General features: G+C 58.1%; 22 protein-coding genes and 1 riboswitch. Of the genes, 8 read left to right on the forward strand and 14 right to left on the reverse strand.

The features are described 5' to 3' along the window. Positions 1–3: 3 nt before the first annotated feature. From ureC to SPH27_RS15755, 5 genes are all read right to left on the reverse strand, one after another. Complete coding sequence (ureC, locus tag SPH27_RS15735) at positions 4–1,707, reverse strand: urease subunit alpha (RefSeq protein WP_207167854.1); 1,704 nt, start codon at positions 1,705–1,707, stop codon at positions 4–6. Then, the gene (locus SPH27_RS15740) at positions 1,700–2,014 is read right to left on the reverse strand and encodes an urease subunit beta (RefSeq protein ID WP_045404057.1); all 315 of its coding nucleotides are present in this window, start codon (positions 2,012–2,014) and stop codon (positions 1,700–1,702) included. The genes ureC and SPH27_RS15740 overlap by 8 nt, the downstream gene beginning before the upstream one ends. 10 nt (positions 2,015–2,024) lie before the next feature. Then, positions 2,025–2,327, reverse strand: a complete 303-nt coding sequence (locus SPH27_RS15745) for an urease subunit gamma (RefSeq protein ID WP_006811999.1) — start codon at positions 2,325–2,327, stop codon at positions 2,025–2,027. 10 nt (positions 2,328–2,337) lie between these two features. Continuing rightward, entirely contained in the window at positions 2,338–3,165 is an 828-nt protein-coding gene (locus SPH27_RS15750; RefSeq protein WP_182071623.1) for an urease accessory protein UreD, read from the reverse strand. Positions 3,166–3,309: 144 nt separating this feature from the next. Then, positions 3,310–4,323: an alpha/beta hydrolase gene (locus SPH27_RS15755; RefSeq protein WP_033146672.1), complete on the reverse strand. Its 1,014-nt coding sequence runs from the start codon at positions 4,321–4,323 to the stop codon at positions 3,310–3,312. Positions 4,324–4,470: 147 nt separating this feature from the next. Between SPH27_RS15755 and SPH27_RS15760 the strand changes: the two genes are divergently transcribed. Further along, entirely contained in the window at positions 4,471–4,893 is a 423-nt protein-coding gene (locus SPH27_RS15760) for a MarR family winged helix-turn-helix transcriptional regulator (RefSeq protein ID WP_045356087.1), read from the forward strand. A gap of 40 nt (positions 4,894–4,933) precedes the next feature. Here SPH27_RS15760 and SPH27_RS15765 read toward each other — a convergent pair whose 3' ends face one another. Next, positions 4,934–6,400 (reverse strand): MFS transporter, encoded by a 1,467-nt coding sequence (locus tag SPH27_RS15765; protein ID WP_048974921.1) that lies wholly within the window; start codon positions 6,398–6,400, stop codon positions 4,934–4,936. Between the two features lie 85 nt (positions 6,401–6,485). After that, positions 6,486–7,106, reverse strand: a complete 621-nt coding sequence (gene plsY, locus SPH27_RS15770; protein ID WP_048974922.1) for a glycerol-3-phosphate 1-O-acyltransferase PlsY — start codon at positions 7,104–7,106, stop codon at positions 6,486–6,488. A gap of 107 nt (positions 7,107–7,213) precedes the next feature. Here plsY and folB point away from each other — a divergent pair, with 107 nt between their 5' ends. Continuing rightward, complete coding sequence (gene folB, locus SPH27_RS15775) at positions 7,214–7,582, forward strand: bifunctional dihydroneopterin aldolase/7,8-dihydroneopterin epimerase (protein WP_023333447.1); 369 nt, start codon at positions 7,214–7,216, stop codon at positions 7,580–7,582. 106 nt (positions 7,583–7,688) lie between these two features. Beyond that, entirely contained in the window at positions 7,689–8,510 is an 822-nt protein-coding gene (gene bacA / locus SPH27_RS15780; protein WP_033146670.1) for an undecaprenyl-diphosphate phosphatase, read from the forward strand. Between the two features lie 10 nt (positions 8,511–8,520). Here bacA and SPH27_RS15785 read toward each other — a convergent pair whose 3' ends face one another. Both SPH27_RS15785 and SPH27_RS15790 read right to left on the reverse strand, forming a co-directional pair. Then, complete coding sequence (locus SPH27_RS15785; protein ID WP_039263025.1) at positions 8,521–9,762, reverse strand: multifunctional CCA addition/repair protein; 1,242 nt, start codon at positions 9,760–9,762, stop codon at positions 8,521–8,523. 60 nt (positions 9,763–9,822) lie between these two features. Beyond that, positions 9,823–10,443, reverse strand: a complete 621-nt coding sequence (locus SPH27_RS15790) for a TIGR04211 family SH3 domain-containing protein (RefSeq protein WP_024906484.1) — start codon at positions 10,441–10,443, stop codon at positions 9,823–9,825. A 229-nt stretch (positions 10,444–10,672) separates the two neighbouring features. On the opposite strand from SPH27_RS15790, the gene SPH27_RS15795 reads away from it, so the two are divergent. The 3 genes from SPH27_RS15795 to hldE are packed head-to-tail and all read left to right on the forward strand — an operon-like array spanning position 10,673 to position 16,322. Then, a complete protein-coding gene (locus SPH27_RS15795; protein WP_182071624.1) occupies positions 10,673–11,974 on the forward strand; it encodes an inorganic triphosphatase in 1,302 nt (433 codons plus the stop codon). 21 nt (positions 11,975–11,995) lie between these two features. Further along, complete coding sequence (glnE, locus tag SPH27_RS15800; RefSeq protein ID WP_182071625.1) at positions 11,996–14,851, forward strand: bifunctional [glutamate--ammonia ligase]-adenylyl-L-tyrosine phosphorylase/[glutamate--ammonia-ligase] adenylyltransferase; 2,856 nt, start codon at positions 11,996–11,998, stop codon at positions 14,849–14,851. Positions 14,852–14,891: 40 nt separating this feature from the next. Next, positions 14,892–16,322 carry a bifunctional D-glycero-beta-D-manno-heptose-7-phosphate kinase/D-glycero-beta-D-manno-heptose 1-phosphate adenylyltransferase HldE gene (hldE, locus tag SPH27_RS15805; protein WP_029740691.1) on the forward strand — a complete coding sequence of 477 codons (1,431 nt, stop codon included), beginning with the start codon at positions 14,892–14,894 and terminating at the stop codon, positions 16,320–16,322. A 77-nt stretch (positions 16,323–16,399) separates the two neighbouring features. Here the strand turns inward: hldE and ubiK are convergent, their stop codons facing one another. Beyond that, positions 16,400–16,696 carry a ubiquinone biosynthesis accessory factor UbiK gene (gene ubiK / locus SPH27_RS15810; RefSeq protein ID WP_028014454.1) on the reverse strand — a complete coding sequence of 99 codons (297 nt, stop codon included), beginning with the start codon at positions 16,694–16,696 and terminating at the stop codon, positions 16,400–16,402. Between the two features lie 119 nt (positions 16,697–16,815). Further along, a riboswitch (FMN riboswitch) is annotated at positions 16,816–16,966 on the forward strand. 106 nt (positions 16,967–17,072) lie between these two features. On the opposite strand from ubiK, the gene ribB reads away from it, so the two are divergent. Further along, positions 17,073–17,726 (forward strand): 3,4-dihydroxy-2-butanone-4-phosphate synthase, encoded by a 654-nt coding sequence (gene ribB / locus SPH27_RS15815; RefSeq protein WP_023309208.1) that lies wholly within the window; start codon positions 17,073–17,075, stop codon positions 17,724–17,726. 31 nt (positions 17,727–17,757) lie between these two features. Here the strand turns inward: ribB and zupT are convergent, their stop codons facing one another. Then, positions 17,758–18,531: a zinc transporter ZupT gene (gene zupT, locus SPH27_RS15820; RefSeq protein WP_033146665.1), complete on the reverse strand. Its 774-nt coding sequence runs from the start codon at positions 18,529–18,531 to the stop codon at positions 17,758–17,760. Between the two features lie 196 nt (positions 18,532–18,727). On the opposite strand from zupT, the gene ygiD reads away from it, so the two are divergent. Beyond that, positions 18,728–19,516 carry a 4,5-DOPA dioxygenase extradiol gene (ygiD, locus tag SPH27_RS15825; RefSeq protein WP_182071626.1) on the forward strand — a complete coding sequence of 263 codons (789 nt, stop codon included), beginning with the start codon at positions 18,728–18,730 and terminating at the stop codon, positions 19,514–19,516. A gap of 92 nt (positions 19,517–19,608) precedes the next feature. Here the strand turns inward: ygiD and SPH27_RS15830 are convergent, their stop codons facing one another. From SPH27_RS15830 to tolC, 3 genes are all read right to left on the reverse strand, one after another. After that, the gene (locus tag SPH27_RS15830) at positions 19,609–20,769 is read right to left on the reverse strand and encodes a glutathionylspermidine synthase family protein (RefSeq protein WP_182071627.1); all 1,161 of its coding nucleotides are present in this window, start codon (positions 20,767–20,769) and stop codon (positions 19,609–19,611) included. A 2-nt stretch (positions 20,770–20,771) separates the two neighbouring features. Then, positions 20,772–21,440 (reverse strand): DUF1190 family protein, encoded by a 669-nt coding sequence (locus tag SPH27_RS15835; protein WP_029740695.1) that lies wholly within the window; start codon positions 21,438–21,440, stop codon positions 20,772–20,774. Between the two features lie 192 nt (positions 21,441–21,632). Further along, the gene (gene tolC, locus SPH27_RS15840) at positions 21,633–23,111 is read right to left on the reverse strand and encodes an outer membrane channel protein TolC (RefSeq protein WP_048974927.1); all 1,479 of its coding nucleotides are present in this window, start codon (positions 23,109–23,111) and stop codon (positions 21,633–21,635) included. Positions 23,112–23,185 lie beyond the last annotated feature (74 nt).

The following is a 23,185-nucleotide window of genomic DNA, read 5'->3' on the forward strand; positions in this document are numbered from 1 at the left end:
TCCTCAAAACAGGAAATAGCGTTGCGCCATCGGCAGAACGTCAGCCGGTTCGCTGGTTATCAGTTCATCGTCGACGCGCACCTCGTAGGTTTGCGAGTCGACGGTGATATTCGGCTGCAGGCCGTTGTGGATCATGTCCGCCTTTTTCACCGTCCGGCAGCCTTTCACCACCGCGGTGGCGCTCTGCAGGTTGAGCTGCTGCGGGATGCCGTTCGTACTGGCGGCCTGCGAGATAAACGTCAGTCGGGTAGCGTGGCGCGCGGCGCCCAGCGCGCCAAACATCGGACGGTAATGCACCGGCTGCGGCGTAGGGATTGAGGCGTTGATATCGCCCATTGGCGCGCAGGCGATCATCCCGCCCTTGACGATGGTGGCGGGTTTGACGCCGAAGAACGCCGGAGACCAGACCACGAGATCCGCCAGCTTGCCCGCCTCAATCGAACCGACTTCATGGGCGATGCCGTGGGTGAGCGCCGGGTTAATGGTGTATTTGGCGACATAGCGCTTCACGCGGAAGTTGTCGTTATCGCCGGTCTCTTCCGGCAGCGCGCCGCGCTGGACCTTCATGCGGTGCGCCACCTGCCAGGTGCGGATGATCACTTCCCCGACGCGGCCCATGGCCTGTGAATCTGATGAGGTGAGCGAGAACGCGCCGATGTCGTGCAGCACGTCTTCCGCGGCGATGGTTTCACGACGAATGCGGGATTCCGCAAACGCCACGTCCTCGGCGATATCCGGGTCGAGGTGATGGCAAACCATCAGCATGTCGAGATGCTCATCGATGGTGTTCACCGTATAGGGCAGCGTCGGGTTGGTGGAAGAGGGCAGAATATTCGGATGCGCGCAGGCGGTGATGATATCCGGCGCGTGGCCGCCGCCCGCGCCTTCGGTGTGGAAAGTGTGGATGGTGCGCCCGGCGATAGCCGCCAGCGTGTCTTCGACAAACCCGGACTCGTTCAGCGTGTCGCTGTGCAGCGCCACCTGAATATCCATCTCGTCAGCCACCTCCAGCGAGCAATTGATGGCGGCGGGCGTCGCGCCCCAGTCTTCGTGGATCTTCAGCCCGATGGCGCCTGCGGCAATCTGCTCGCGCAGGGCGTCCGGGTTGGAGCCGTTACCTTTGCCGAGCAGGCCAATATTCACCGGCAGCGTATCGGCAGCCTGCAGCATGCGGGCGATATACCACGGCCCCGGCGTGCAGGTGGTGGCGTTGGTGCCCGCCGCCGGTCCGGTGCCGCCGCCGATCATGGTGGTGACGCCGGAGACCAGCGCCTCTTCCGCCTGCTGCGGGCAGATCCAGTGGATGTGGGTGTCGATCCCGCCGGCGGTGACGATCTTCCCTTCGGCGGCAATCACTTCCGTTGCCGCGCCAATCGGGATCGTCACGCCGGGCTGAATGTCCGGGTTCCCGGCTTTGCCGACGGCGAAGATCCGTCCGTCCTTGACGCCGATATCGGCTTTTACGATCCCCCAGTGATCGACGATCAGCGCGTTGGTGAGAACCAGATCCACGCAGCCCTCAGCGGTCATCTGCCCCTGGCCCATGCCGTCGCGGATCACCTTTCCGCCGCCGAATTTGACCTCTTCGCCGTAGACCGTGAGATCGTCTTCCACTTCGATCCACAGCTCGCTGTCGGCCAGCCGCACTTTATCTCCGGTGGTGGGGCCGAACATATCGGCATACGCCCGGCGCGAAATCTCAGCCATGTTTCACCTCGCCCATCACCTCGCCGCGAAAGCCGAAAATGCGCTGCGCCCCCGTGACCTGAACCAGCGTCACCTCCCGCTTCTGGCCGGGCTCGAAGCGCACGGCGGTGCCCGCCGGGATGTTCAGCCGGAAGCCTTTGGTGGCTTCCCGATCGAACTTCAGCGCCGGGTTGACCTCGTAAAAGTGGTAGTGCGATCCGACCTGGATCGGCCTGTCGCCGTGATTTTCGACAACCACGCGTTGGGTTTCACGCCCGACGTTGAGGGCAATCGTTCCGGGCTGGATCTGGTATTCACCTGGGATCATCACGCGCTCCTTAGACGATCGGGTTGTGGACGGTGACGAGCTTCGATCCGTCCGGGAAGGTGGCTTCGACCTGAATATCCGGGATCATCTCCGGGACGCCCTCCATTACCTGGTCGCGCCTCAGGACGTGGCGGCCCGCCTCCATCAGCGAGGCGACGGTTTCGCCATCGCGCGCGCCCTCCATAATGAAGGCGCTGATCAGCGCGACCGATTCCGGGTAATTGAGCTTTACCCCGCGCGCAAGGCGGCGTTCGGCAACCAGCGCGGCGGTGAACAGCAACAGCTTGTCTTTTTCTCTGGGGGTCAGTTCCATAACGTTTCTCTTATGTCTGCCAGATACGCGGCGAACAGGCGGGTTTGGTAGTGAGAAGCGGGCGAAGCGACTGCCAGATATCGCGCATCACCCGCTGGCAAATCAGGTTGTCGTCGGAGAGAAAACGCACCGACAGCAGATCGTCAGCGAGCGTTGCACCTGCATAATTTTCCAGCGGTGCGAGCCGCTCGCGCACCGCGTCGAGATGTTCTTCTTTGGCCGGATAGAACAGCAGCGTGCCGAGCCACGGACGTCCGGCGACGGGCGTGAGATCGCCGTCGCTAAGATGCTGACGCTCGATCAGGCGCGGTTCGTCTTCAACCCAGATTTCAAGGCGGCTTTCCAGCGTGCCGTGGCTAAAGGTCTCAGCGATCACCGGGCGCCCCAGGCAGTACAGCTCCCACGCCAGCAGCGTGCTGGAGGCCTTCAGGTGGAAGACGGAGCGCAGCGCGGCATTCGCTCCGGGAAAAATAATCGTGTCCTGCGGCAGCCACTCCAGGGTGGAATCTTCCTCGAGGTAAAAATGCTGGCTCAGACGAGCCTGTGGGCCGCTGCTGCGATAGAACTTGCTCGCCCCGGGCATGGTGATGAGCGCGTGGCTTTTGGCGTCCAGCTGAACGGAAATGTCCAGCGTGTCGCCGCCCACAATCCCGCCGGGCGGGTGCAGCAGGTAAAGGTGGCAGGTTTCCCCTTCGGGGTAAAACGGACGTTGAACGGTGAGCGGCCCGACGTGGTGGGCGGAGTACAGGAGGGTTTTCTCAGGGGTGTGACAAAACTGCAGGGCAAGCGACGCCTGCCAGCCTTTATACGTATTATCAGTGACCTGAGCTGCTAACATGCTGCATCCATTTCCACACCATCGGGATACGTTTCAGTATGCCCTGGCGGAAATGAAGCCTGTCATACGAGTCGCTTATGGATGGCCAGGCAGGAGAAATACAAAAGCACGGCCGGGGCCGTGCTCTATAGATGAATGACGATCCTACTTCAGGTGTTCATGCAATGCTGCACCTGCCTGCTCAAGGGCAACTTTCACCGTTGGCTCCTGGCTCAGCGGGTTAAGCAGGCCGTAGTCGTGGATCATGCCGTTATAGCGCGTGACGGTCACCGGGACGCCAGCCGCATCCAGTTTACGCCCGAATGCTTCACCTTCATCCCGCAGAACGTCCAGCTCCGCTGTCTGGATCAGCGTTTCGGGGAAGCCTTTCAACTGCGCGGTGCTGGCGCGAAGCGGAGAGGCAAGAATATTGTTGCGATCGGCAGCGCTGGTGGTGTAGTTATCCCAGAACCATTTCATCATGTTTTTCGACAGGAAATAGCCATTTTCGAACTGGTTATACGAGGCAGTATCAAAGTTCGCATCGGTAACCGGCCAGAGCATGACGTTGTAGCGAATTTTTGGCCCATTGAACTGTTTGGCCTGCAGCGCCACCGAAGCCACCATGTTGCCGCCCACGCTGTTACCCACCAGACCCAGACGGCTACCGTCCACGCCAATTTCCTGACCGTGCCCGGCGACCCATTTTGTCGCTTCATAGGCCTGATTAATTGCTACCGGGAAATGGGCCTCAGGTGACGGAGTGTAATCGACGTAAACCGCAGCGGCACCCGAAGCGCGAACGAGGTCGCGGATTAAGCGTTCGTGGGTAGGGAAGTCACCCAGCACCCAGCCGCCGCCGTGAAAGAACATAAAAGCGGGGAGCGTGCCGCTGGCGTTTTCAGGTTTCACTATTTTCAGTTTTATCGCCTGGCCATTTACCTGGATCGTTTTTTCAGAGACCTGAGCGGGCGGCAGTTTTGCGCCTTGCTGTGCGCCAATCAGTACCTGGCGGGCCTCCTGCGGGGTCATCTGTTCCATTGGCTTACCCTTGCCGGAATTCAAAACATTAAGAAATGCCTGTACGCCTGCGGTCGGGGTTGGGGTATTGGTGGTTTGAGCGGATGCCGCGGCTGACGCGAAGACCGAAGAAACCAGGATGGCGGTTAGTGTTTTCATGGTAGTGCCTCTTTAAGCGTATTTGATCGGATGAGATAACTATGTAGTGCGCTACTTAGTTGTTGGTATAATACTTGCGCGCAAGATACTTTTAGTCAAACATTATTTATAATTTTTTCAGGAAACCGATTCGGAGTTGATAGAAAAATGAAAGAAAACAAAACGCTAGACGACTTACTTTGCTTCTCGCTGTACTCGGTCACCAACGCGTTCGTTCGCCAGTATCGCCCTTTACTGCAAGAGATGGATTTGACCTATCCGCAATTCGTTGTTTTGATGGCGCTTTATGAGAAAGACAACATCCCACTTCGCGATCTCAGCGATAAGACATTTTTTGATTCGGGCACATTGACCCCGCTTGTACAAAAGCTTGAGGCAAAAGGATTTCTCAACCGTATCGCGGTTGTGGGTGATGAAAGGATGAAAAATGTTGTACTGACCGACAAGGCCAAAGACCTGAAGAAACGGGTGATGGCTTTGCCGGACCAGATTCGCTGCAGCATGCGGATGAATGACGATGAGCTTGAGACGCTAAAAAAACTCTCCCGGACGCTGCTTGACGATTTATAAGAAACCTTCGGCGGGGTGAACCCACCGAAGTGATGTGTCGTTACCGGTAGTCCTCCGCATCCACGTCATACCCGGACGGCTCCCAGCGGATCGCCAGCAGCGACGCCAGGCCGATAAACGGCGCCAGCGCAATCACCCAGAAGACGGCGGTATCCAGCGACGCCACCAGCAGCGGGAACAGAAACAGCGACAGCGTCGAGCTGCTGCGCATCAGCGTCTGGTTGAGGCCCACGCCCACGCCGCGCAGCGAGGTCGGGTAGCTCAGGGAGGCGAACGTCATGGTATGCGCGCCCGGGCCGAAGCCCTGACCGAACAGGAAAAGCGCCAGCATCGCCACAGCAAGCACGCCTTCAGAGACACCTTCCGGTCGGCCAATCAGCGCCAGGCCAAGCAATGCGACAAGCTGGCAGGCATAACCCGCAAGCGACATCCGCCAGGCGCCGAAGCGTGGTACGTAGCGTACCGCCAGCAGTCCGCCGACGAAGGCAAACAGCAGGTTAAGCGCCAGAGAAATGAGAATGGTGGTGAGCATCGACTGGACAAAGAAGCTGGAGATGATCACCGGCAGGCCAAACGCCACGGCGTTGTAGGCAAACGACGAGACGACGGACAGCAGCGTGGCGAGCGTAGTGCGGCGCAAGTAGATGCCGCGGAACAGGTTCAGATAATTTGACCATTTCGCTTTATTCACGACAGGTGCGGGCTGGCCGAGCGCGTCCTGCGGCACGTGGGCATTGATGTTATACGACTGGCGTAAAATCGACGCCGCCTCTTTCAGGTTGCCCTGATTCGCCGCCCAGACCGGAGATTCGCTCATATAGCGGCTGCGGATGGCGATAATCACCAGCGCGGGCACCGCGCCAAAGCCCAGGATCAAACGCCACAGCCAGTCGCTGTGGCTTTCCGGCAGCACGGCGTAGAAGAAAAGCACCAGCAGGTAGGAGATACTGATGGCGGCATACCAGGTGGGGCACCACATCGCGACGCTGGAGGCCTTATTTCCGGGCCCTTTCAGCCTGGCGAACTCGCTTAAAAACGCCATCGCCACGGGAAGGTCGATCCCGACCCCCAGCCCCATCACAAAGCGGGCGCCCGCGAGCACATATTCGTTCGGGGCCAGCGCACAGGCGATCGCTGCCACCACGAAGAACACCATATCAGCCATAAAAACGCGGTAGCGCCCGATTTTATCCGTGAGGTAACCGCCGAGCAGCGCCCCGACAATGGCACCAAAGGTAATCGCCGAGGCCACCATACCGGTCCCGGCGGGCGTCAGGTTAAATTCGCGGGTGATGTCTTTAATGCCGAACGCCAGCGCGCCCAGATCGTAGGCATCGAGGAAAATACCGCCCAGCGCGATACTGACCACGATACGGGCGTTTGCCCGGCCCTGAGAGCCGTCATTAACGAGGCGTGATACGTCCGACGCGCTGCGCACCCACTGGATGTCGCCATCCGGGGTGCTTCCTGCCGTTGAAAGGGGAGTTGGTTCTGTGATTTCTGCCATTTTTCTTTTTGTGTGGTTGTGTTGTGTCTCTAACAGTTACCACAGGCAGAAGGTGACCAAAATCACATTTGGCTATAAGGCATAACTAACCCTTCGGAGCGTCTTTTTTCTTTCTCTTGAGCTTCGTCCAGATTTTGGTCTCCTGACGACGCCACAGGCGCTGGATATTGTCGTGATGACGCAGCAGGATAAGACAGGAGAGCATCGACACCGGGAAGGTGAACTGGGGTTTGAACCACCAGACGTAGAACGGAGCGATCAGCGCGCTGACGATGGCGCCCAGCGACGAGTAGCCGCTAAGAAGAATGGTCAGAAGCCAGGTCCCGGCCATGACGCCGGTGAGATCCCAGCCGATAGGTGCAATCGCACCGAAGGCCGTCGCAACGCCTTTGCCGCCTTTAAAACCAAAGAAAATGGGCCAAATATGGCCAACACAGGCAGCAATAGCAATGAGCCCCAGCCAGAACGGCGTAACGCCCAGCGCATAGGCGCCCCAGACGGGCAGCATCCCTTTCAGAACATCAAAAATCAAAACCGCTACGGCCGCTCCCTTGCCGCCAATTCGTAGTACGTTGGTCGCCCCCGGATTCCCGGAACCATTTTCACGCGGGTCAGGCAACCCGGCAATGCGGCAGACCAGAATGGCGCTGGAGATTGAGCCGCAAAGATAGGCGAGGAGGATCATTCCAGGCGCGATTGCACTCATAACGCTGTTCCGTTTTGAAAATGTATCTGTATTCTCAGCATCTGTGGATAATACGCATAATTCGCCGGAAGTGGTATCCGGTTTAGCCAAAAAGCAGGCAGGTCGTGATGGATATTGTATTTATAGAGCAACTTTCGGTAATCACCACAATTGGTGTTTACGACTGGGAACAGACCATCGAGCAGAAGCTGGTGTTCGATATCGAAATGGGATGGGATAACCGCAAATCGGCAAAAAGCGATGACGTGAACGACTGTCTGAGCTATGCCGACATCAGTGAAACGGTCATCGCCCACGTTGAAGGGCAACGTTTTGCGCTGGTCGAACGGGTGGCGGAAGAAGTCGCAGAATTGCTGTTGAAAAAATTCAATTCACCGTGGGTGCGCATCAAGCTGAGCAAGCCGGGAGCGGTGGCGCGCGCCGCCAACGTTGGCGTCATTATTGAGCGTGGCACAAATCTGAAAGGCAAGAATTAACGTCATAATTGCTAAACCATTTTAGGTTATACCGGTCTTAAAGCTGTATCTTTCACGGTAGCCGTTGGGGCGACCGTTTTTTTATATCTTTTTTAGGGGTTTATAGATGAGCGATATGCACTCGCTTCTGGTGGCGGCAATACTGGGTGTGGTCGAAGGATTGACGGAGTTTTTGCCGGTCTCCAGTACGGGCCATATGATTATCGTTGGCCATCTGCTGGGCTTTGAAGGCGATACCGCAAAAACGTTTGAAGTGGTGATCCAGCTGGGGTCTATTCTGGCGGTGGTCGTAATGTTCTGGCGTCGCCTGTTTGGCCTGATCGGCATCCATTTTGGCCGTCCGCCTCAGCACGAGGGGGCCAGTAAAGGTCGTCTGTCACTGATCCATATTCTGCTTGGGATGATCCCTGCGGTGGTGCTGGGCCTGGTGTTCCACGACGCCATCAAATCGCTGTTTAACCCGATTAACGTAATGTACGCGCTGGTGGTGGGGGGCTTCCTGCTGATCGCCGCGGAAGTGCTGAAGCCAAAAACGCCGCGCGCGGAAGGTCTGGACGATATGACGTATCGTCAGGCGTTTATCATTGGTTGCTTCCAGTGTCTGGCGCTGTGGCCGGGCTTCTCGCGTTCAGGCGCAACCATCTCCGGCGGGATGCTGATGGGCGTAAGCCGTTACGCCGCCTCAGAGTTCTCGTTCCTGCTGGCGGTGCCGATGATGATGGGCGCCACCGTACTCGACGTCTATAAGAGCTATCACTTCCTGACGGCTGGCGACATTCCGATGTTCGCCGTCGGCTTCATCACCGCGTTTATCGTGGCGCTGATTGCCATTAAAACCTTCCTGCAGCTGATTAAGCGTATCTCGTTTATTCCGTTCGCGATCTATCGCTTTATCGTGGCGGCTGCGGTGTACGTGGTCTTCTTCTGACCGATGGCCCTCAGTCTTTCGGCTGAGGGCAATGCTTTTCCTTCCAGTCCGACACCGCCTGAATTCGCCGTTTCGTGAGCTCTTCGCGAATTTCCGGCCCTTTGAATCCCGCTTCGACAACGTCCTTCGTGGGCACCGCTTTCGCTACGTCCCAGGCTTTGCGCAGTAAGCGTCCCTGCGGGTAATCGCACGCTTCAAAACCGGTACGACCGCGCACGTCAGCTTCGCTGGTGAGCGCGATTTGCTCGACGCGCTGGGGTTTGCGCCAGGCGTCGATGTTATCGAAAAGCTTAACGATGGTGGCCGGTTTCAGAATAGGGAAGGTGTGGATCAGATCGTGGAACTCGGCCACCAGTTTCGCCAGATCGCGGATCTCGTTCGGCACGCGCAGACGCTGGCACAGCCCCTCGACCAGCTTCACCCCCGCCGGGCCGTGCCCGTGGTGGCGAGGCCAGAATTCTTTTGGCGTTAAGCCTTTGCCGAGATCGTGGCACAGGGTGGAAAAGCGCACGTCCACCTCAGGGCTGAGCATGGCGGCCATGCTCAGGGTCATCAGCGTGTGCACGCCGGTATCAATTTCCGGGTGCCATTTTGCCGGGGCAGGCACGCCAAACAGCGCGTCTATTTCCGGGAAGAGCACCTTCAGCGCGCCGCAGTCGCGCAGAACCTGGAAAAAGACCTGCGGGTTGCGCGTGGTGAGGGCATTTTCCGTCTCTTTCCAGACGCGCTCTGGCGTCAGGTGTTCAAGCTCGCCCGCCTCGGTCATGGCGGTCATCAGCGCCATTGTTTCATCGGCAATCCGGAAGCTGAGATGGGCGTAACGCGCGGCAAAGCGCGCCACGCGCAGCACGCGGAGCGGATCTTCAGAAAACGCCGGAGAGACGTGGCGTAAAAGGCGGTTGCGCAGATCGTCCTGACCGCCATAGGCGTCAACGATCTGCCCGTCCTCGTCCTGCGCCAGCGCGTTGATGGTGAGATCGCGGCGCAGAAGATCTTGCTCCAGCGTCACGTCCGGCGCGGCATAGCAGGTGAAGCCCGTATAGCCCGAGCCCGATTTCCGCTCGGTACGCGCCAGGGCATACTCTTCACGGCTTTTCGGGTGCAGGAACACGGGAAAATCGCGGCCTACCTGCTGGTAGCCCGCGTCGAGCATCTCTTCAGGGGTAGCGCCAACCACCACCCAGTCTTTATCTTTGACCGGCAGACCTAACAACGCATCACGTACCGCACCACCGACCAGATAACTCTTCACGCCCAACTCTCCCGTTTTCTCTTTTCCAGAATGATACGTAAGTCTGGCAGAGAAGACGAATTAGTTCATCCAGCGGTCTTTACGCTTGCGGCTTGGGATCAGATGCGGCAGGACCAGACCCAGCACCAGACCCACGCCCAGCACGCCGCCGCCATACATAAACCACTGCATGATGATGGTGCGCTGTTTGTCGTCGAGCTGCAGATTAGCGGCATTCACTTTCTTCTGCGCGACAATCAGCTCGTTTTTCAGTTTCTGGTTCTCTTCTTTCAGACCGTTAATCACCCCGTCGCTTTGCGCCACTTTCTGCTGCATTTCAGCGGTGCGCTGGTTCCAGGTGCCGTCGATGTTGTTCAGCTTGTCGGTCAGGGTCTTCACCTGGTTTTCCAGATCGGGAACGCGCGTGCGCAGGCTTGGCACGGTGCTCAGCTCTTTCAGCGGGATCCAGGACGTACGGCCGGTACTGTCGCGCACCTGACCGTAATTGGTGTCCGCGTTGGTCTGTAACAGGGTGACTTCCTCGCCGGCATTCACCGTGCCCACGAGGCGATAATTATCTCCGGGGCCACTGCGTACCCAGGTGTTCAGTTCGTCAGAAACGTAACGCTTCTCTTCAGCGTGCACTGCGGTTGCGGCGCTAAAAGCGAGTAAAGTAAGTCCAATCAGGCGTAATTTAAGCATCATTAGTCGTTATTTTCATAAATAGTGGAACGATAGTAGTGGCAACAGTGTCTCTACGCAAAGCATTCGTCAGCAATCAGAATCATCTGTGTCACGACTCTACAGATTTACGCCCGACAAATTGCTCATTGCATGGCAATTTGGCGCAAAATACTATGTACTGACAAACAAATGGCGAGGAAGTTCGCCCTCATTGACGCGTCTGTGACGCCCGCAAAAGTACAAGGCTATGGCACAAGAAATCGAATTAAAGTTTATCGTCGAAAAAGACAGCGTTGACGCACTCCGCCAGCATCTGCATACGCTTTCCGGCGAACACCATGCACCGGTACAACTGCTTAATATCTATTACGAAACGCCAGACAACTGGCTGCGTCGCCACGATATGGGGCTGCGCATCCGCGGCGCGAGCGGGCGCTACGAGATGACGATGAAAATTGCCGGCCGCGTGGTCGGCGGTTTACATCAGCGCCCGGAATACAATATCGACATCAGCAAGCCAGAACTTGAGCTGGAACGTTTCCCGACGGAAGTCTGGCCGGATGGCGAACTGCCTTCCACGCTGGCGGAACAGGTGCAGCCGCTGTTCAGCACTGATTTCTGGCGCGAAAAATGGCTGGTGACGGAAGGCAAAAGCCGCATCGAAATCGCCCTCGATCTTGGCGACGTGAAGGCGGGTGAGTTCCAGGAGCCGATTTGTGAACTCGAGCTTGAGCTGCTGGAAGGGGACGCGAATGACGTGCTGAAGCTGGCGCGCAGGCTGGTGAACCACTCCGGACTGCGTCAGGGAAGCCTGAGTAAAGCCGCGCGGGGTTACCATCTGGCCGCCGGAAATGCGCCGCGCGTGCTGAAAGAGACGACCATCCTGCACGTTGCGCCAAAAGCCAGCGTTGAACAGGGGCTGGAAGCCGCGCTGGAGCTAGCGCTTTCTCAGTGGCAGTACCATGAAGAGCTGTGGGTGCGAAATGTGAAAAACGCGAAATCCCACGTGCTGGCGGCGATTGCCCTGGTGCGCCATACCCTGACGCTGTTCGGCGGTATTGTTCCTCGCAAAGCGAGCGCTCACTTACGTGACCTGCTGACGCAAACCGAAACGCTGATGCTCTCCGACGTATCGGCGCAAACGGCGATCTACAGCCCGCAAGCCGCTTCGGCAAAACTGGCGCTGACCGAGTTTCTGGTGACGCGCGGCTGGCGCGCCTTCCTGGATGCGAAAGCGGAAGCCAAAATCGCGGAAAACTTTAAGCGTTTCGCGGATATTCATCTTTCCCGTCATGCCGCCGAGCTGAAGAGTACCTTTGCGTATCCGCTCGGCGATCAGTATGGCGATCAGCTTCCCCGTCTGTCGCGCAACATCGACAGCATGCTGCTGCTTTCCGGCGCTTATGACGGCGTTAAAACCCAGGCCTGGCTGGAAAACTGGCAGGGGCTGAAGCATGCCATTGAAACCCGCCAGCATATTGAGATTGAGCATTTCCGTAACGAGGCCATTTCGCAGGAGCCGTTCTGGCTGCACAGCGGAAAACGTTAACTCTGGCAAGGAACCCCTATAATGCCGCTTTCTTCACCGTTACAGCAGCAGTGGCAGACCGTTTGCGAACGTCTGCCTGAGTCATTACCGGCGTCATCGTTAAGCGAGCAGGCGAAGAGCGTGCTCGCCTTCAGTGATTTTGTGCAGGAAAGCATCACCGCCAACCCGGACTGGCTGGCAGAGCTTGAGAACGTGCCGCCGCAGGCGGACGAGTGGCGGCATTACGCCGGCTGGCTGCAAACCGCACTCGAAGACGTTGCGGATGAAGCCACGCTGATGCGCGTCCTGCGCCAGTTCCGCCGTCGGGTGATGGTGCGCATTGCCTGGGCTCAGGCGCTGGAGCGGGTGAGCGAAGAGAGCACGCTGCAGCAGCTAAGCGAGCTGGCGCAAACGCTGATTGTCGCCGCGCGCGACTGGCTCTACGCCGCCTGCTGTAAAGAGTGGGGCACGCCGTGCAGCGAGGAAGGGGTTCCTCAGCCGCTGTTGATTCTGGGGATGGGCAAGCTGGGCGGCTGCGAGCTGAACTTCTCCTCCGACATCGACCTGATTTTTGCCTGGCCCGAGAACGGCTCCACGCGCGGCGGCCGTCGCGAGCTGGACAACGCCCAGTTCTTTACCCGTCTCGGTCAGCGTCTGATTAAGGCGCTGGATCAGCCGACGCAGGACGGTTTTGTTTACCGCGTGGACATGCGCCTGCGCCCGTTTGGCGACAGCGGACCGCTGGTGCTGAGCTTTGCCGCGCTGGAGGATTACTACCAGGAGCAGGGGCGCGACTGGGAGCGCTATGCGATGGTTAAAGCGCGGATTATGGGCGACAGCGACGACGCTTACGCCAACGAGCTGCGCGCCATGCTGCGCCCGTTCGTATTCCGTCGCTATATCGACTTCAGCGTGATCCAGTCCCTGCGTAATATGAAAGGGATGATCGCCCGTGAGGTGCGCCGTCGCGGCCTGAAAGACAACATCAAGCTCGGCGCGGGCGGCATCCGTGAAATCGAATTTATCGTCCAGGTCTTCCAGCTTATTCGCGGTGGCCGTGAGCCGTCCCTGCAGTCCCGCTCGCTGTTACCGACGCTGAGCGCCATCGAGCAGCTGCACCTGCTGCCGGACGGCGACGCGCAAACCCTGCGCGAGGCCTATCTTTTCCTGCGTCGTCTGGAAAACCTGCTGCAAAGCATCAACGACGAACAGACCCAGACCCTGCCGGGCGATGACCTTAACCGGGCGCGCCTGGCCTGGGGCATGCGTGTGGACGACTGGGCGGCGTTAACCGAACGGCTGGATGCCCATATGGCAGGCGTGCGCCGCATCTTTAACGAGCTGATCGGTGATGACGAAAGTGAATCACCGGACGATGCCCTTTCCGAGCACTGGCGCGAGCTGTGGCAGGATGCGCTCCAGGAAGATGACACCACGCCGGTGCTGACGCACTTAACCGACGACGCCCGCCATCGCGTGGTGGCGCTGATCGCGGATTTCCGTCTTGAGCTGAACAAACGCGCCATCGGCCCGCGAGGTCGTCAGGTGCTGGATCACCTGATGCCGCACCTGCTGAGCGAGGTCTGCTCGCGGGCGGACGCGCCGGTGCCGCTGTCGCGCATGATGCCGCTGCTGAGCGGGATCATCACGCGTACCACCTATCTGGAACTCCTGAGCGAGTTTCCGGGGGCACTGAAGCACCTGATTACGCTCTGCGCCGCGTCGCCGATGGTGGCCAACAAGCTGGCGCGTTACCCGCTGCTGCTGGATGAGCTGCTCGATCCGAACACGCTGTATCAGCCCACGGCGACGGATGCCTACCGGGACGAGTTGCGTCAGTATCTGCTGCGCGTGCCGGAAGAAGACGAAGAGCAACAGCTGGAGGCGCTGCGCCAGTTTAAGCAGGCGCAGATGCTGCGCGTGGCGGCGGCTGACATCGCCGGAACGCTGCCGGTGATGAAAGTGAGCGATCACTTAACCTGGCTTGCAGAGGCGATCATCGACGCCGTGGTCCATCAGGCGTGGGTGCAGATGGTGGCGCGCTACGGCCAGCCGAAACATTTGGCAGAACGTGAAGGACGCGGCTTTGCGGTCGTGGGGTACGGCAAGCTTGGCGGCTGGGAGCTGGGCTATAGCTCCGATCTGGATTTAATCTTCCTGCACGACTGCCCGGTTGACGTAATGACCGACGGCGAGCGTGAAATTGACGGGCGCCAGTTCTACCTGCGCCTGGCGCAGCGCATCATGCACCTGTTCAGTACCCGCACCTCGTCGGGCATTCTGTATGAAGTGGATGCCCGTCTGCGTCCGTCCGGCGCGGCGGGCATGCTGGTGACCTCGACGGAGTCCTTCGCCGATTACCAGAAGAATGAAGCCTGGACGTGGGAACATCAGGCGCTGGTGCGCGCTCGCGTGGTGTATGGCGATCCGCAGCTCAAAACGCAGTTTGACGTCATCCGTAAGGACGTTATGACCACCGTGCGTGATGGCAGCACGCTGCAAACTGAAGTGCGCGAAATGCGCGAGAAAATGCGCGCGCATCTCGGCAATAAACACCGCGATCGCTTTGATATTAAAGCCGACGAGGGCGGGATTACCGATATTGAGTTCATTACCCAGTATCTGGTGCTGCTGCACGCCCACGACAAGCCGAAGCTGACGCGCTGGTCCGATAACGTGCGCATTCTGGAGCTGCTGGCGCAAAACGACATCATGGACGAGCAGGAGGCGCAGGCCTTAACCCGCGCCTATACGACGCTGCGCGATGAGCTTCACCACTTGGCGCTGCAGGAGCAGCCGGGGCACGTGGCGCTGGACTGTTTTGCTCATGAACGTGCTCAGGTAACGGCCAGCTGGCAGAAGTGGCTGGTGGAACCGTGCGTAACAAATCAAGTGTGATATTATCGCGCGCAAATTGTGAATCTTTCTGGAGTCAGGAATGAAAGTAACACTGCCAGAGTTTGAACGTGCTGGGGTAATGGTTGTTGGGGATGTGATGCTGGATCGCTACTGGTATGGGCCTACCAGCCGCATCTCTCCGGAAGCACCGGTACCGGTGGTTAAGGTCGACACCATTGAAGAGCGTCCCGGCGGCGCGGCAAACGTGGCGATGAACATTGCCTCTCTGGGCGCGCAGTCGCGTCTGGTGGGCCTGACCGGCATCGACGATGCGGCGCGCGCGCTGAGCAAGTCGCTGGCGGACGTGAACGTGAAGTGCGACTTCGTTTCTGTTCCGACCCACCCAACGATTACGAAACTGCGCGTGCTGTCGCGCAACCAGCAGCTGATCCGCCTCGACTTTGAAGAAGGGTTCGAAGGCGTTGATCCTGAGCCGCTGCACGAGCGTATAAACCAGGCGCTGGGCAATATCGGCGCGCTGGTGCTGTCCGACTATGCCAAAGGCGCGCTGGCGAGCGTGAAGACGATGATTCAGCTGGCGCGTAAAGCCAACGTGCCGGTGCTGATCGACCCGAAAGGGACCGATTTTGAGCGCTATCGCGGCGCAACCCTGCTGACGCCAAACCTCTCCGAGTTTGAAGCGGTGGCGGGCAAGTGCAAAACCGAGGAAGAGCTGGTTGAGCGCGGCATGAAGATCATTGCTGATTTCGAGCTGTCTGCTTTGCTCGTCACCCGCTCCGAGCAGGGGATGACGCTGCTGCAGCCGGGCAAAGCGCCGCTGCATATGCCAACCCAGGCGCAGGAAGTGTACGACGTGACCGGTGCCGGTGATACGGTGATCGGCGTGCTGGCGGCGACGCTGGCAGCAGGAAACTCGCTGGAAGAGGCGTGCTACTTCGCTAACGCCGCGGCGGGCGTGGTCGTCGGTAAACTCGGGACCTCAACCGTTTCGCCAATCGAGCTGGAAAACGCGGTGCGCGGTCGTGCGGATACCGGTTTTGGCGTCATGACCGAAGACGAGCTGAAGGTGGCCGTCGCCGCCGCGCGCAAGCGTGGTGAAAAAGTGGTGATGACCAACGGCGTGTTCGACATTCTGCACGCGGGCCACGTTTCGTATCTGGCGAACGCGCGCAAGCTGGGCGATCGCCTGATTGTGGCGGTTAACAGCGATGCATCGACGAAACGCCTGAAGGGCGAAACGCGTCCGGTGAACCCGCTAGAGCAGCGAATGATTGTGCTCGGCGCGCTGGAAGCGGTGGACTGGGTGGTGTCGTTTGAAGAAGATACCCCGCAGCGCCTGATAGCCGGTATTCTGCCGGACCTGCTGGTAAAAGGTGGGGATTACAAGCCGGAGCAAATCGCGGGTAGCGAAGAGGTCTGGGCCAACGGCGGCGAGGTGATGGTGCTCAACTTTGAGGACGGGTGCTCAACCACCAACATCATCAAGAAAATCCAGAAAGACAGTCAGTAAAAAAAACGGGCCAGCTGGCCCGTTTTTTTCTCCCTCTCCCTGTGGGAGAGGGCTGGGGTGAGGGCATCAGGCCGCACTTACTCCTGGTCGTCCACCGGTGGAATAGCCGGTGCCGGCTTCACTTCTTCCGGCGCATTGCGGTTTTCCAGCTCGCTCAGACGCTGTTCCAGCAGCGCCAGCTTCTCGCGGGTGCGCAGCAGAACCTGGGTCTGCACGTCAAACTCTTCGCGGCTGACTAAATCAAGGCGAACCAACTGCGCCTGCAGCGTCTGGCGGATTTTCTTTTCTACGTCATCACCAAATTCACGAATGCCTTTTGGCATAGATTCATGAACCTGACGCGCGATCTGCTCAATTTTTTTCGGGTCAATCATTGGCGTTTCCCTTGATGGAAAAGTGTTAGTGTCCATTGTAGCGCGTCATGCCCGGGGTAAACAAAATTGTTTGATGCTTATGCATTGCCCAGGATAATCAATAGCGTTATAGTTATCTCGCTTATTCTCAGGGCGGGGCGAAATTCCCCACCGGCGGTAAATCAGCGTGACGCTGAAAGCCCGCGAGCGCTTTGGGTGAAAACTCAAAGGTCAGCAGATCCGGTGTAATTCCGGGGCCGACGGTTAGAGTCCGGATGGGAGAGAGTAACGATCAAGTCGGGCATGGGCCCGCTCACGTTATCTTTTTGCCGCTTATACGGCGCTCCTAAGACTGCCCTGATTCTGGTAACCATAATGTTAATGAGGTTTTTTTACCATGAATCAGACGCTACTTTCCTCTTTTGGCACTTCAACTCAACGTGTTGAACATGCACTGGATGCACTGCGCGAAGGCCGCGGTGTGATGGTGCTTGACGATGAAAACCGTGAAAACGAAGGCGACATGATCTTCGCCGCCGAAAACATGACCGTTGAACAGATGGCGCTGACCATCCGTCACGGCAGCGGCATCGTATGCCTGTGTATTAATGAAGATCGTCGTAAGCAGCTCGATCTGCCGATGATGGTCGAAAACAACACCAGCGCCTTTGGTACCGGTTTTACCGTGACCATTGAAGCGGCGCATGGCGTGACCACCGGTGTGTCTGCGGCTGACCGTCTGACCACCGTACGTGCAGCGATTGCTGATGGTGCGAAGCCATCCGATCTGCACCGTCCAGGCCACGTCTTCCCACTGCGTGCGCAGGCGGGCGGCGTGTTGACCCGCGGTGGTCACACCGAAGCGACGATCGACCTGGTGACGCTGGCCGGCTTCAAACCTGCTGGCGTGCTGTGCGAACTGACCAACGATGATGGCACCATGGCGCGCGCGCCGGAGTGCATCACCTTTGCCCGTCTGCACAACATGCCGGTGGTCACGATTGAAGATCTGGTTGAGTATCGCCAGGCGCACGAGCGTAAAGCCAGCTGATAATAAAAACGCCGGGAAGTCCCGGCGTTTTTTACCCGATTCCTGCGGTCTGCAGCAGAACCAGACTTAATCCCATCACCGACATTCCACACAGCACGCCATAGCTGGGGTTGTTGTTAGGATCGATCTCCTTCGCCAGCGGCATCAGTTCATCCACCGAAAGCGCAACCATGATCCCGGCTACCGCGGCCATAATCGCCGCCATCACTACCGGAGAGACCAGGCTACCGAGGATCAGCCAGGCCAGTACGCCGCCAAGGATTTCGGCCATCCCGGAAATCCCCGCCCAGAACACCGCGGTGCGTTTCGATCCCGTTGCGGCATACACGGGTCCGGCGACGGCCAGTCCTTCAGGAATATTGTGTAAGGCGACCGCCAGCGCGATGCCAAAGCCCATCTCAAGATTGCTGCTGGCCGTCACGTAGGTAGCGACCCCTTCCGGGAAGTTGTGCAGGCTGATGCCAAGCGTTAACAGCACGGCGGTACGCTTGATATTGCGCGGCATGGGCGTCACGTTTTTCTGCATTAAATCCTGCGGATGCGCGTGCGGCAGCATCCGATCGAGGGCAAAGTATCCCAGCAGGCCAAAGACAAACATGCCGTAGCCCAGCAGCGGAGACATGCCTTCCGTGCCCAGCGCGGCAGGCAGCATCTCCATCAGGGAGATCAGCAGCATGATCCCGGCAGCAAAGCCCAGTGAAAAGGCCAGTACGCGGTTAGAGGGCTTTTGGCCGAGCACGCCGAGGAGCGCACCGATGAAGGTCGCGGCGCCCGCCAGTATGGTCAGGATCAGGGGGACTGACATGCATTGCTCCTTATGATAATCATTCTCATTAATATAAATGATCCATTTCTGGCAAAGCGAGGGTGAAAACCCGGCTTTACACATTCCTTACATTCAAATTTCCTGATGATGATCTTCACGCTTATCTACGTTCATCTTTGCCGGATTGCGCGTAATGTAGCACCATTAAATTGACACCTTCTGTAAGGATATCACCATGACTTCTTCCCGTATGCCAGCCCTGTTTTTAGGCCACGGTAGCCCTATGAACGTTCTGGAAGACAACGTCTATACCCGCGCCTGGCGTCATCTTGGCGAGACGTTGCCGCGTCCGAAAGCGATCGTGGTGGTGTCTGCACACTGGTTTACCCGTGGGACCGGCGTGACCGCCATGGAAGCGCCAAAAACCATTCATGATTTTGGCGGCTTCCCGCAGGCGCTGTACGACACGCATTATCCGGCCCCCGGGTCGCCTGAGCTGGCGCAAAAGCTGGTAGAGTTGCTGGCACCTGTCCCTGTGACGCTGGATAAAGAGGCCTGGGGCTTTGACCATGGCTCCTGGGGCGTGCTGATTAAAATGTATCCTGACGCTGATATCCCGATGGTGCAGTTGAGCATCGACAGCACTAAACCGGCGGCCTGGCATCTGGAGATGGGGCGTAAGCTGGCAACCCTGCGTGATGAAGGCATCATGCTGGTGGCGAGCGGCAACGTGGTGCATAACCTGCGTACCGCACGCTGGCACGGTGAGAACACGCCGTACCCGTGGGCAACCTCTTTTAACGACTACGTCAAAGCGAACCTGGCCTGGCAAGGCCCGGCTGAGGAGCATCCGCTGGTGAACTATCTGGATCACGAAGGCGGTTCGCTCTCTAACCCGACGCCGGAACACTTCCTGCCGCTGCTGTACGTGCTTGGCGCGTGGGATGGTCAGGAGCCGGTGACGATCCCGGTCGACGGTATTGAGATGGGGAGTCTGAGTATGCTGTCGGTGCAGGTGGGTTAATAAAAGCAAAACGGCAACCTCAGGTTGCCGTTTTTAGTGTTTGCACCCTCTCCCTGTGGGAGAGGGGCGGGGTGAGGGCATCAGGCTGCGGCCTATTCGACAAAAATGTGCGGATAAAAGCGTGACAGATCCTGCGTGATCAGCGCGCGATCTTCGCGAATGCCAATCCCGGCCGGTTGATCGTTGATGAGCCAGCTGCCAATCAGGGTATAGCTGTTGCCAAATTTCGGCAGTTGATAGAACTCCTGGACGATCATCCCTTCTTCGCCGTATGGCCCTTCAACCGCTTCCAGCGTCTTGCCGTTTTCGATAATCGAGACGTTTGCGCCTTCGCGGGAGAAGATCGGCTTAACGACGTATTTCTCCATTTGCGGGTAATCATCTTCCGCAAAATAGGCTGGCAGCAGGTTCGGGTGGTTCGGGAACATCTCCCAGAGCATCGGCAGCAGGGCTTTGTTAGAGATAATGCTCTTCCAGGCCGGCTCCAGCCAGCGCACGCCAGCATCTTCCAGCTTGGTGGAAAACATCTCGCGCAGCATGTATTCCCACGGGTAGAGCTTGAACAGGTTGCTTATCACCTGGTCCTGCATATCCGTAAACTGACCTTTTTCACCCAAGCCGATATCCTCGATATAGAGGAACTCGGTCGCCACTTCCGCTTCGGCGGCGCAGTCCTGCAGATATTGAACCGTGCCACGGTCTTCTTCCGTGTCGCGGCAGCAGGCGAGATGGAGCAGGTTAAAGCCATGCTGTTCACGCAGCTCGGCAAAACGCTCAATCAGCTTTTCCTGCAGGCTGTTAAACTGGTCGCTGCCTTCCGGCAGGTTTCCGGCATTGGCCTGGTCTTCCAGCCAGATCCACTGGAAGAACGCCGCTTCATACAGAGAGGTTGGCGTATCGGCGTTGTTTTCCAGAAGCTTCGGTTCACCTTTGCCGTCCCACGCCAGATCCAGGCGAGAGTAAAGCGAAGGCTGATTCGTTTTCCACGACTGGCGCACAAAGCCCCAGGTGTGCTTCGGAATGCGGAACTTTGCCATCAGCTCGTCGCTGTCGATGACCTTTTCCACGACCTTCAGGCACATCTGGTGCAGCTCGGCCGTCACCTCTTCCAGTTTTTCCACCTGAGCCAGCGTGAGCTTGTAATAGGCGTCTTCACACCAGTACGGCTCGCCGTACATGGTGTGGAAGTTAAAACCGTACTCGGTGGCTTTTTCGCGCCAGTTCGGGCGCTCGGTGATACTGACTCGTTCCATGGTCAGCCGCCCATTGAGCGAGTAGAGGAGGTGCCTGTCGCACTACGCTGCATGCTGGTCTGCTTCGCCACAGATTCACCAAACCCGCCGCGGGTGATGGTGCTGGTGGTCGCAGGCTTCGGCGCCATCGCCGTTTTCGGAACGTTCACGGTGCGGCCTGGGGTCGCTGCGCCGTAGCCTTTGCCGCTGGCATCGGTATATTGACCGTAAGCCGGGCTGGCCGGGTTTTTCGAGCTAAACAGCGGCTGCTGCTGGTAGCCCGCACCGCCGCCCATCAGGCGACCCATCATGTAGCCTGCCATCAGCGGCATCCAGAAGCTGCCGCTGGACTGCGCCTGCGCCTGATTTTCAGGTGCGGTGCCTGCCTGAGCCGGTGCCTGCTGGCACTGACCTTCACCAAACTCCGCCACGCAGTCTTCGCGTGAGGCATATTTCGGTGCAGTACGTTCCGCTTCTTTCAGCGCGCTGGTGTAAGCCGTTTTACATTCGGCGGCTTTGCCGGTTGCGGCAGAGCAGTCGTCTGCGTTTTGATACAGCGAAACCGTTTCGTCATTTTTCTCACAGCCTGCCAGCATAAAGACAGCCGTGACCGCCAGCGCAACAGGGGTGAGGTGACGCGCGTTCCAGCTCTTGCGGAACGAAGCGTGATTTATGGATTTTGTCCGTTTCATGTTTGTCTTCCAGGACCCAGTGGTAATAACGCTCAGGATAGAGGATGAGTGGTTGAAAATGAAGCGAAGAGGGGCGGAATCAGGGGGATCTTTACGTTGGCTTACGTTCGGATGTGATTCAGATGCGCCCCTCTCCCTGTGGGAGAGGGGCGGGGTGGAGGGCATCAGGCCGCAGTGGGCCTGATGACACTCTTAGTTACGGAACGGATTATTGCCTTTGCTGGCGGATGTAGTGGTACGCGCAGCGGCCGGCTGTGCCGCAGGGGTGTTGCTGTTAGCGTTGAAGTTATCAACCGCGGCAACCTGCTCCGGGTTCTCCGGCGCAACGCTGTCCGGAGAGGTGGAGACCGGTTTGCCCAGCGCGCTGTTCAGCATCTGCAGATCTTGCTCGTTCAGCGTACCCAGAGCCTGTTTGATGTTCAGCTGGTTAATCAGGTACTGGTAACGCGCGCTTGAGAGCTGCTGTTTCGCGTTGTACAGCGTGGTGGTCGCGTCGAGCACGTCAACGATAGTACGTGTACCGACCGAGTAGCCCGCTTCCATCGCATCCAGAGAGCTCTGTGCAGACACAACGGCCTGTTTATAGGCGTTGATGCTGCTGATCGAGGCGTTCACGTTGTTGAAGGAGGAACGTACGGTCTGCACCACGTTGCGGTGGGCGCTTTCCAGCTGCTCGCTCGCGCCAACAAAGTTGTACTGCGCCTGTTTCACCTGAGAGTTGACCTGACCGCCCTGATACAGCGGCAGGGAGAAGCTCAGACCCACTTTATTCTGACCCATATTGCTGTCGTCATACTGGGACGTATTGGTTTTAGAGCCGCTATAGGACGTATCAGAGACACCGGTAGACGCGCTCAGGCTCAGGGTTGGCAGATGGCCGTCCTGCGCCTGACGAATTTGCTCGCGGGCCAGGTCCTGGCTCAGACGCGCCTGCAGCAAACTCAGGTTGCGGTTTTCCGCCTCTTTCAGCAGGGCGTTAACGGCCTGCGGTTTATCCGTTTTAAAGCTGTCCACGTTCAGCGACGCCAGCTCAGGATAGTAATTCCCGGTGACCTGACGCAGGGATTCCAGCGCGTTGTCGAGGTTGTTACGCGCGGTCACTTCGTTAGCCAGCACGGTGTCGTACTGTGAACGGGCGTTCTGCACGTCGGTGATCGCGACCAGGCCCACGTTGAAACGCTGGGTAGTTTGATCTAACTGGCGGTAAATCGCCTGTTTCTGCGCTTCGGTGTAGGAGAGTGCGTCAATCGCGCTCAGCACGTTGAAGTACGCCGTGGCGGTGTTCAGGATCAGCGTCTGCTGGTCGGTCTGATAGGTCACATCCTGGATACCCGCGCTCTTTTCCTGCAGGGTCAGGGCGCGCCATTTGGACATATCAAACAGCGTCTGTGTCAATTGCAGTGAGGCGCTGGTAGCATTGGAGTTTACGCCGTTAGCGTCGCGGAAACCGTTGCTGTAGGTATAATCTGCACCTAAACCTAACTGTGGCAGCAAGGGGCTACGCGCTTCGTTAATCTTTTCAAACGCAGCATCACGATCGGCCGCTGATTTACGTAAATCAGGGTTGCCCAGACGTGCCTGCTGGTAGACCTGTAACAGGTTTTCCGCCTGGCTCATTGCACTGAAGCCCGTCAGGCTCAGGCCGATAAGGATGGGGAGCAATTTCTTCATTTGCATTCCTTGTTGTGAAGCAGTATTAGCGCTGATCTAATTAAAAAATAATTGCCGATTCTAACAGAATCTTC

Origin of the sequence: Enterobacter sp. A103 (assembly GCF_034427535.1) — a bacterium.
GTDB classification, from domain to species: Bacteria; Pseudomonadota; Gammaproteobacteria; order Enterobacterales; family Enterobacteriaceae; genus Enterobacter; species Enterobacter asburiae_B.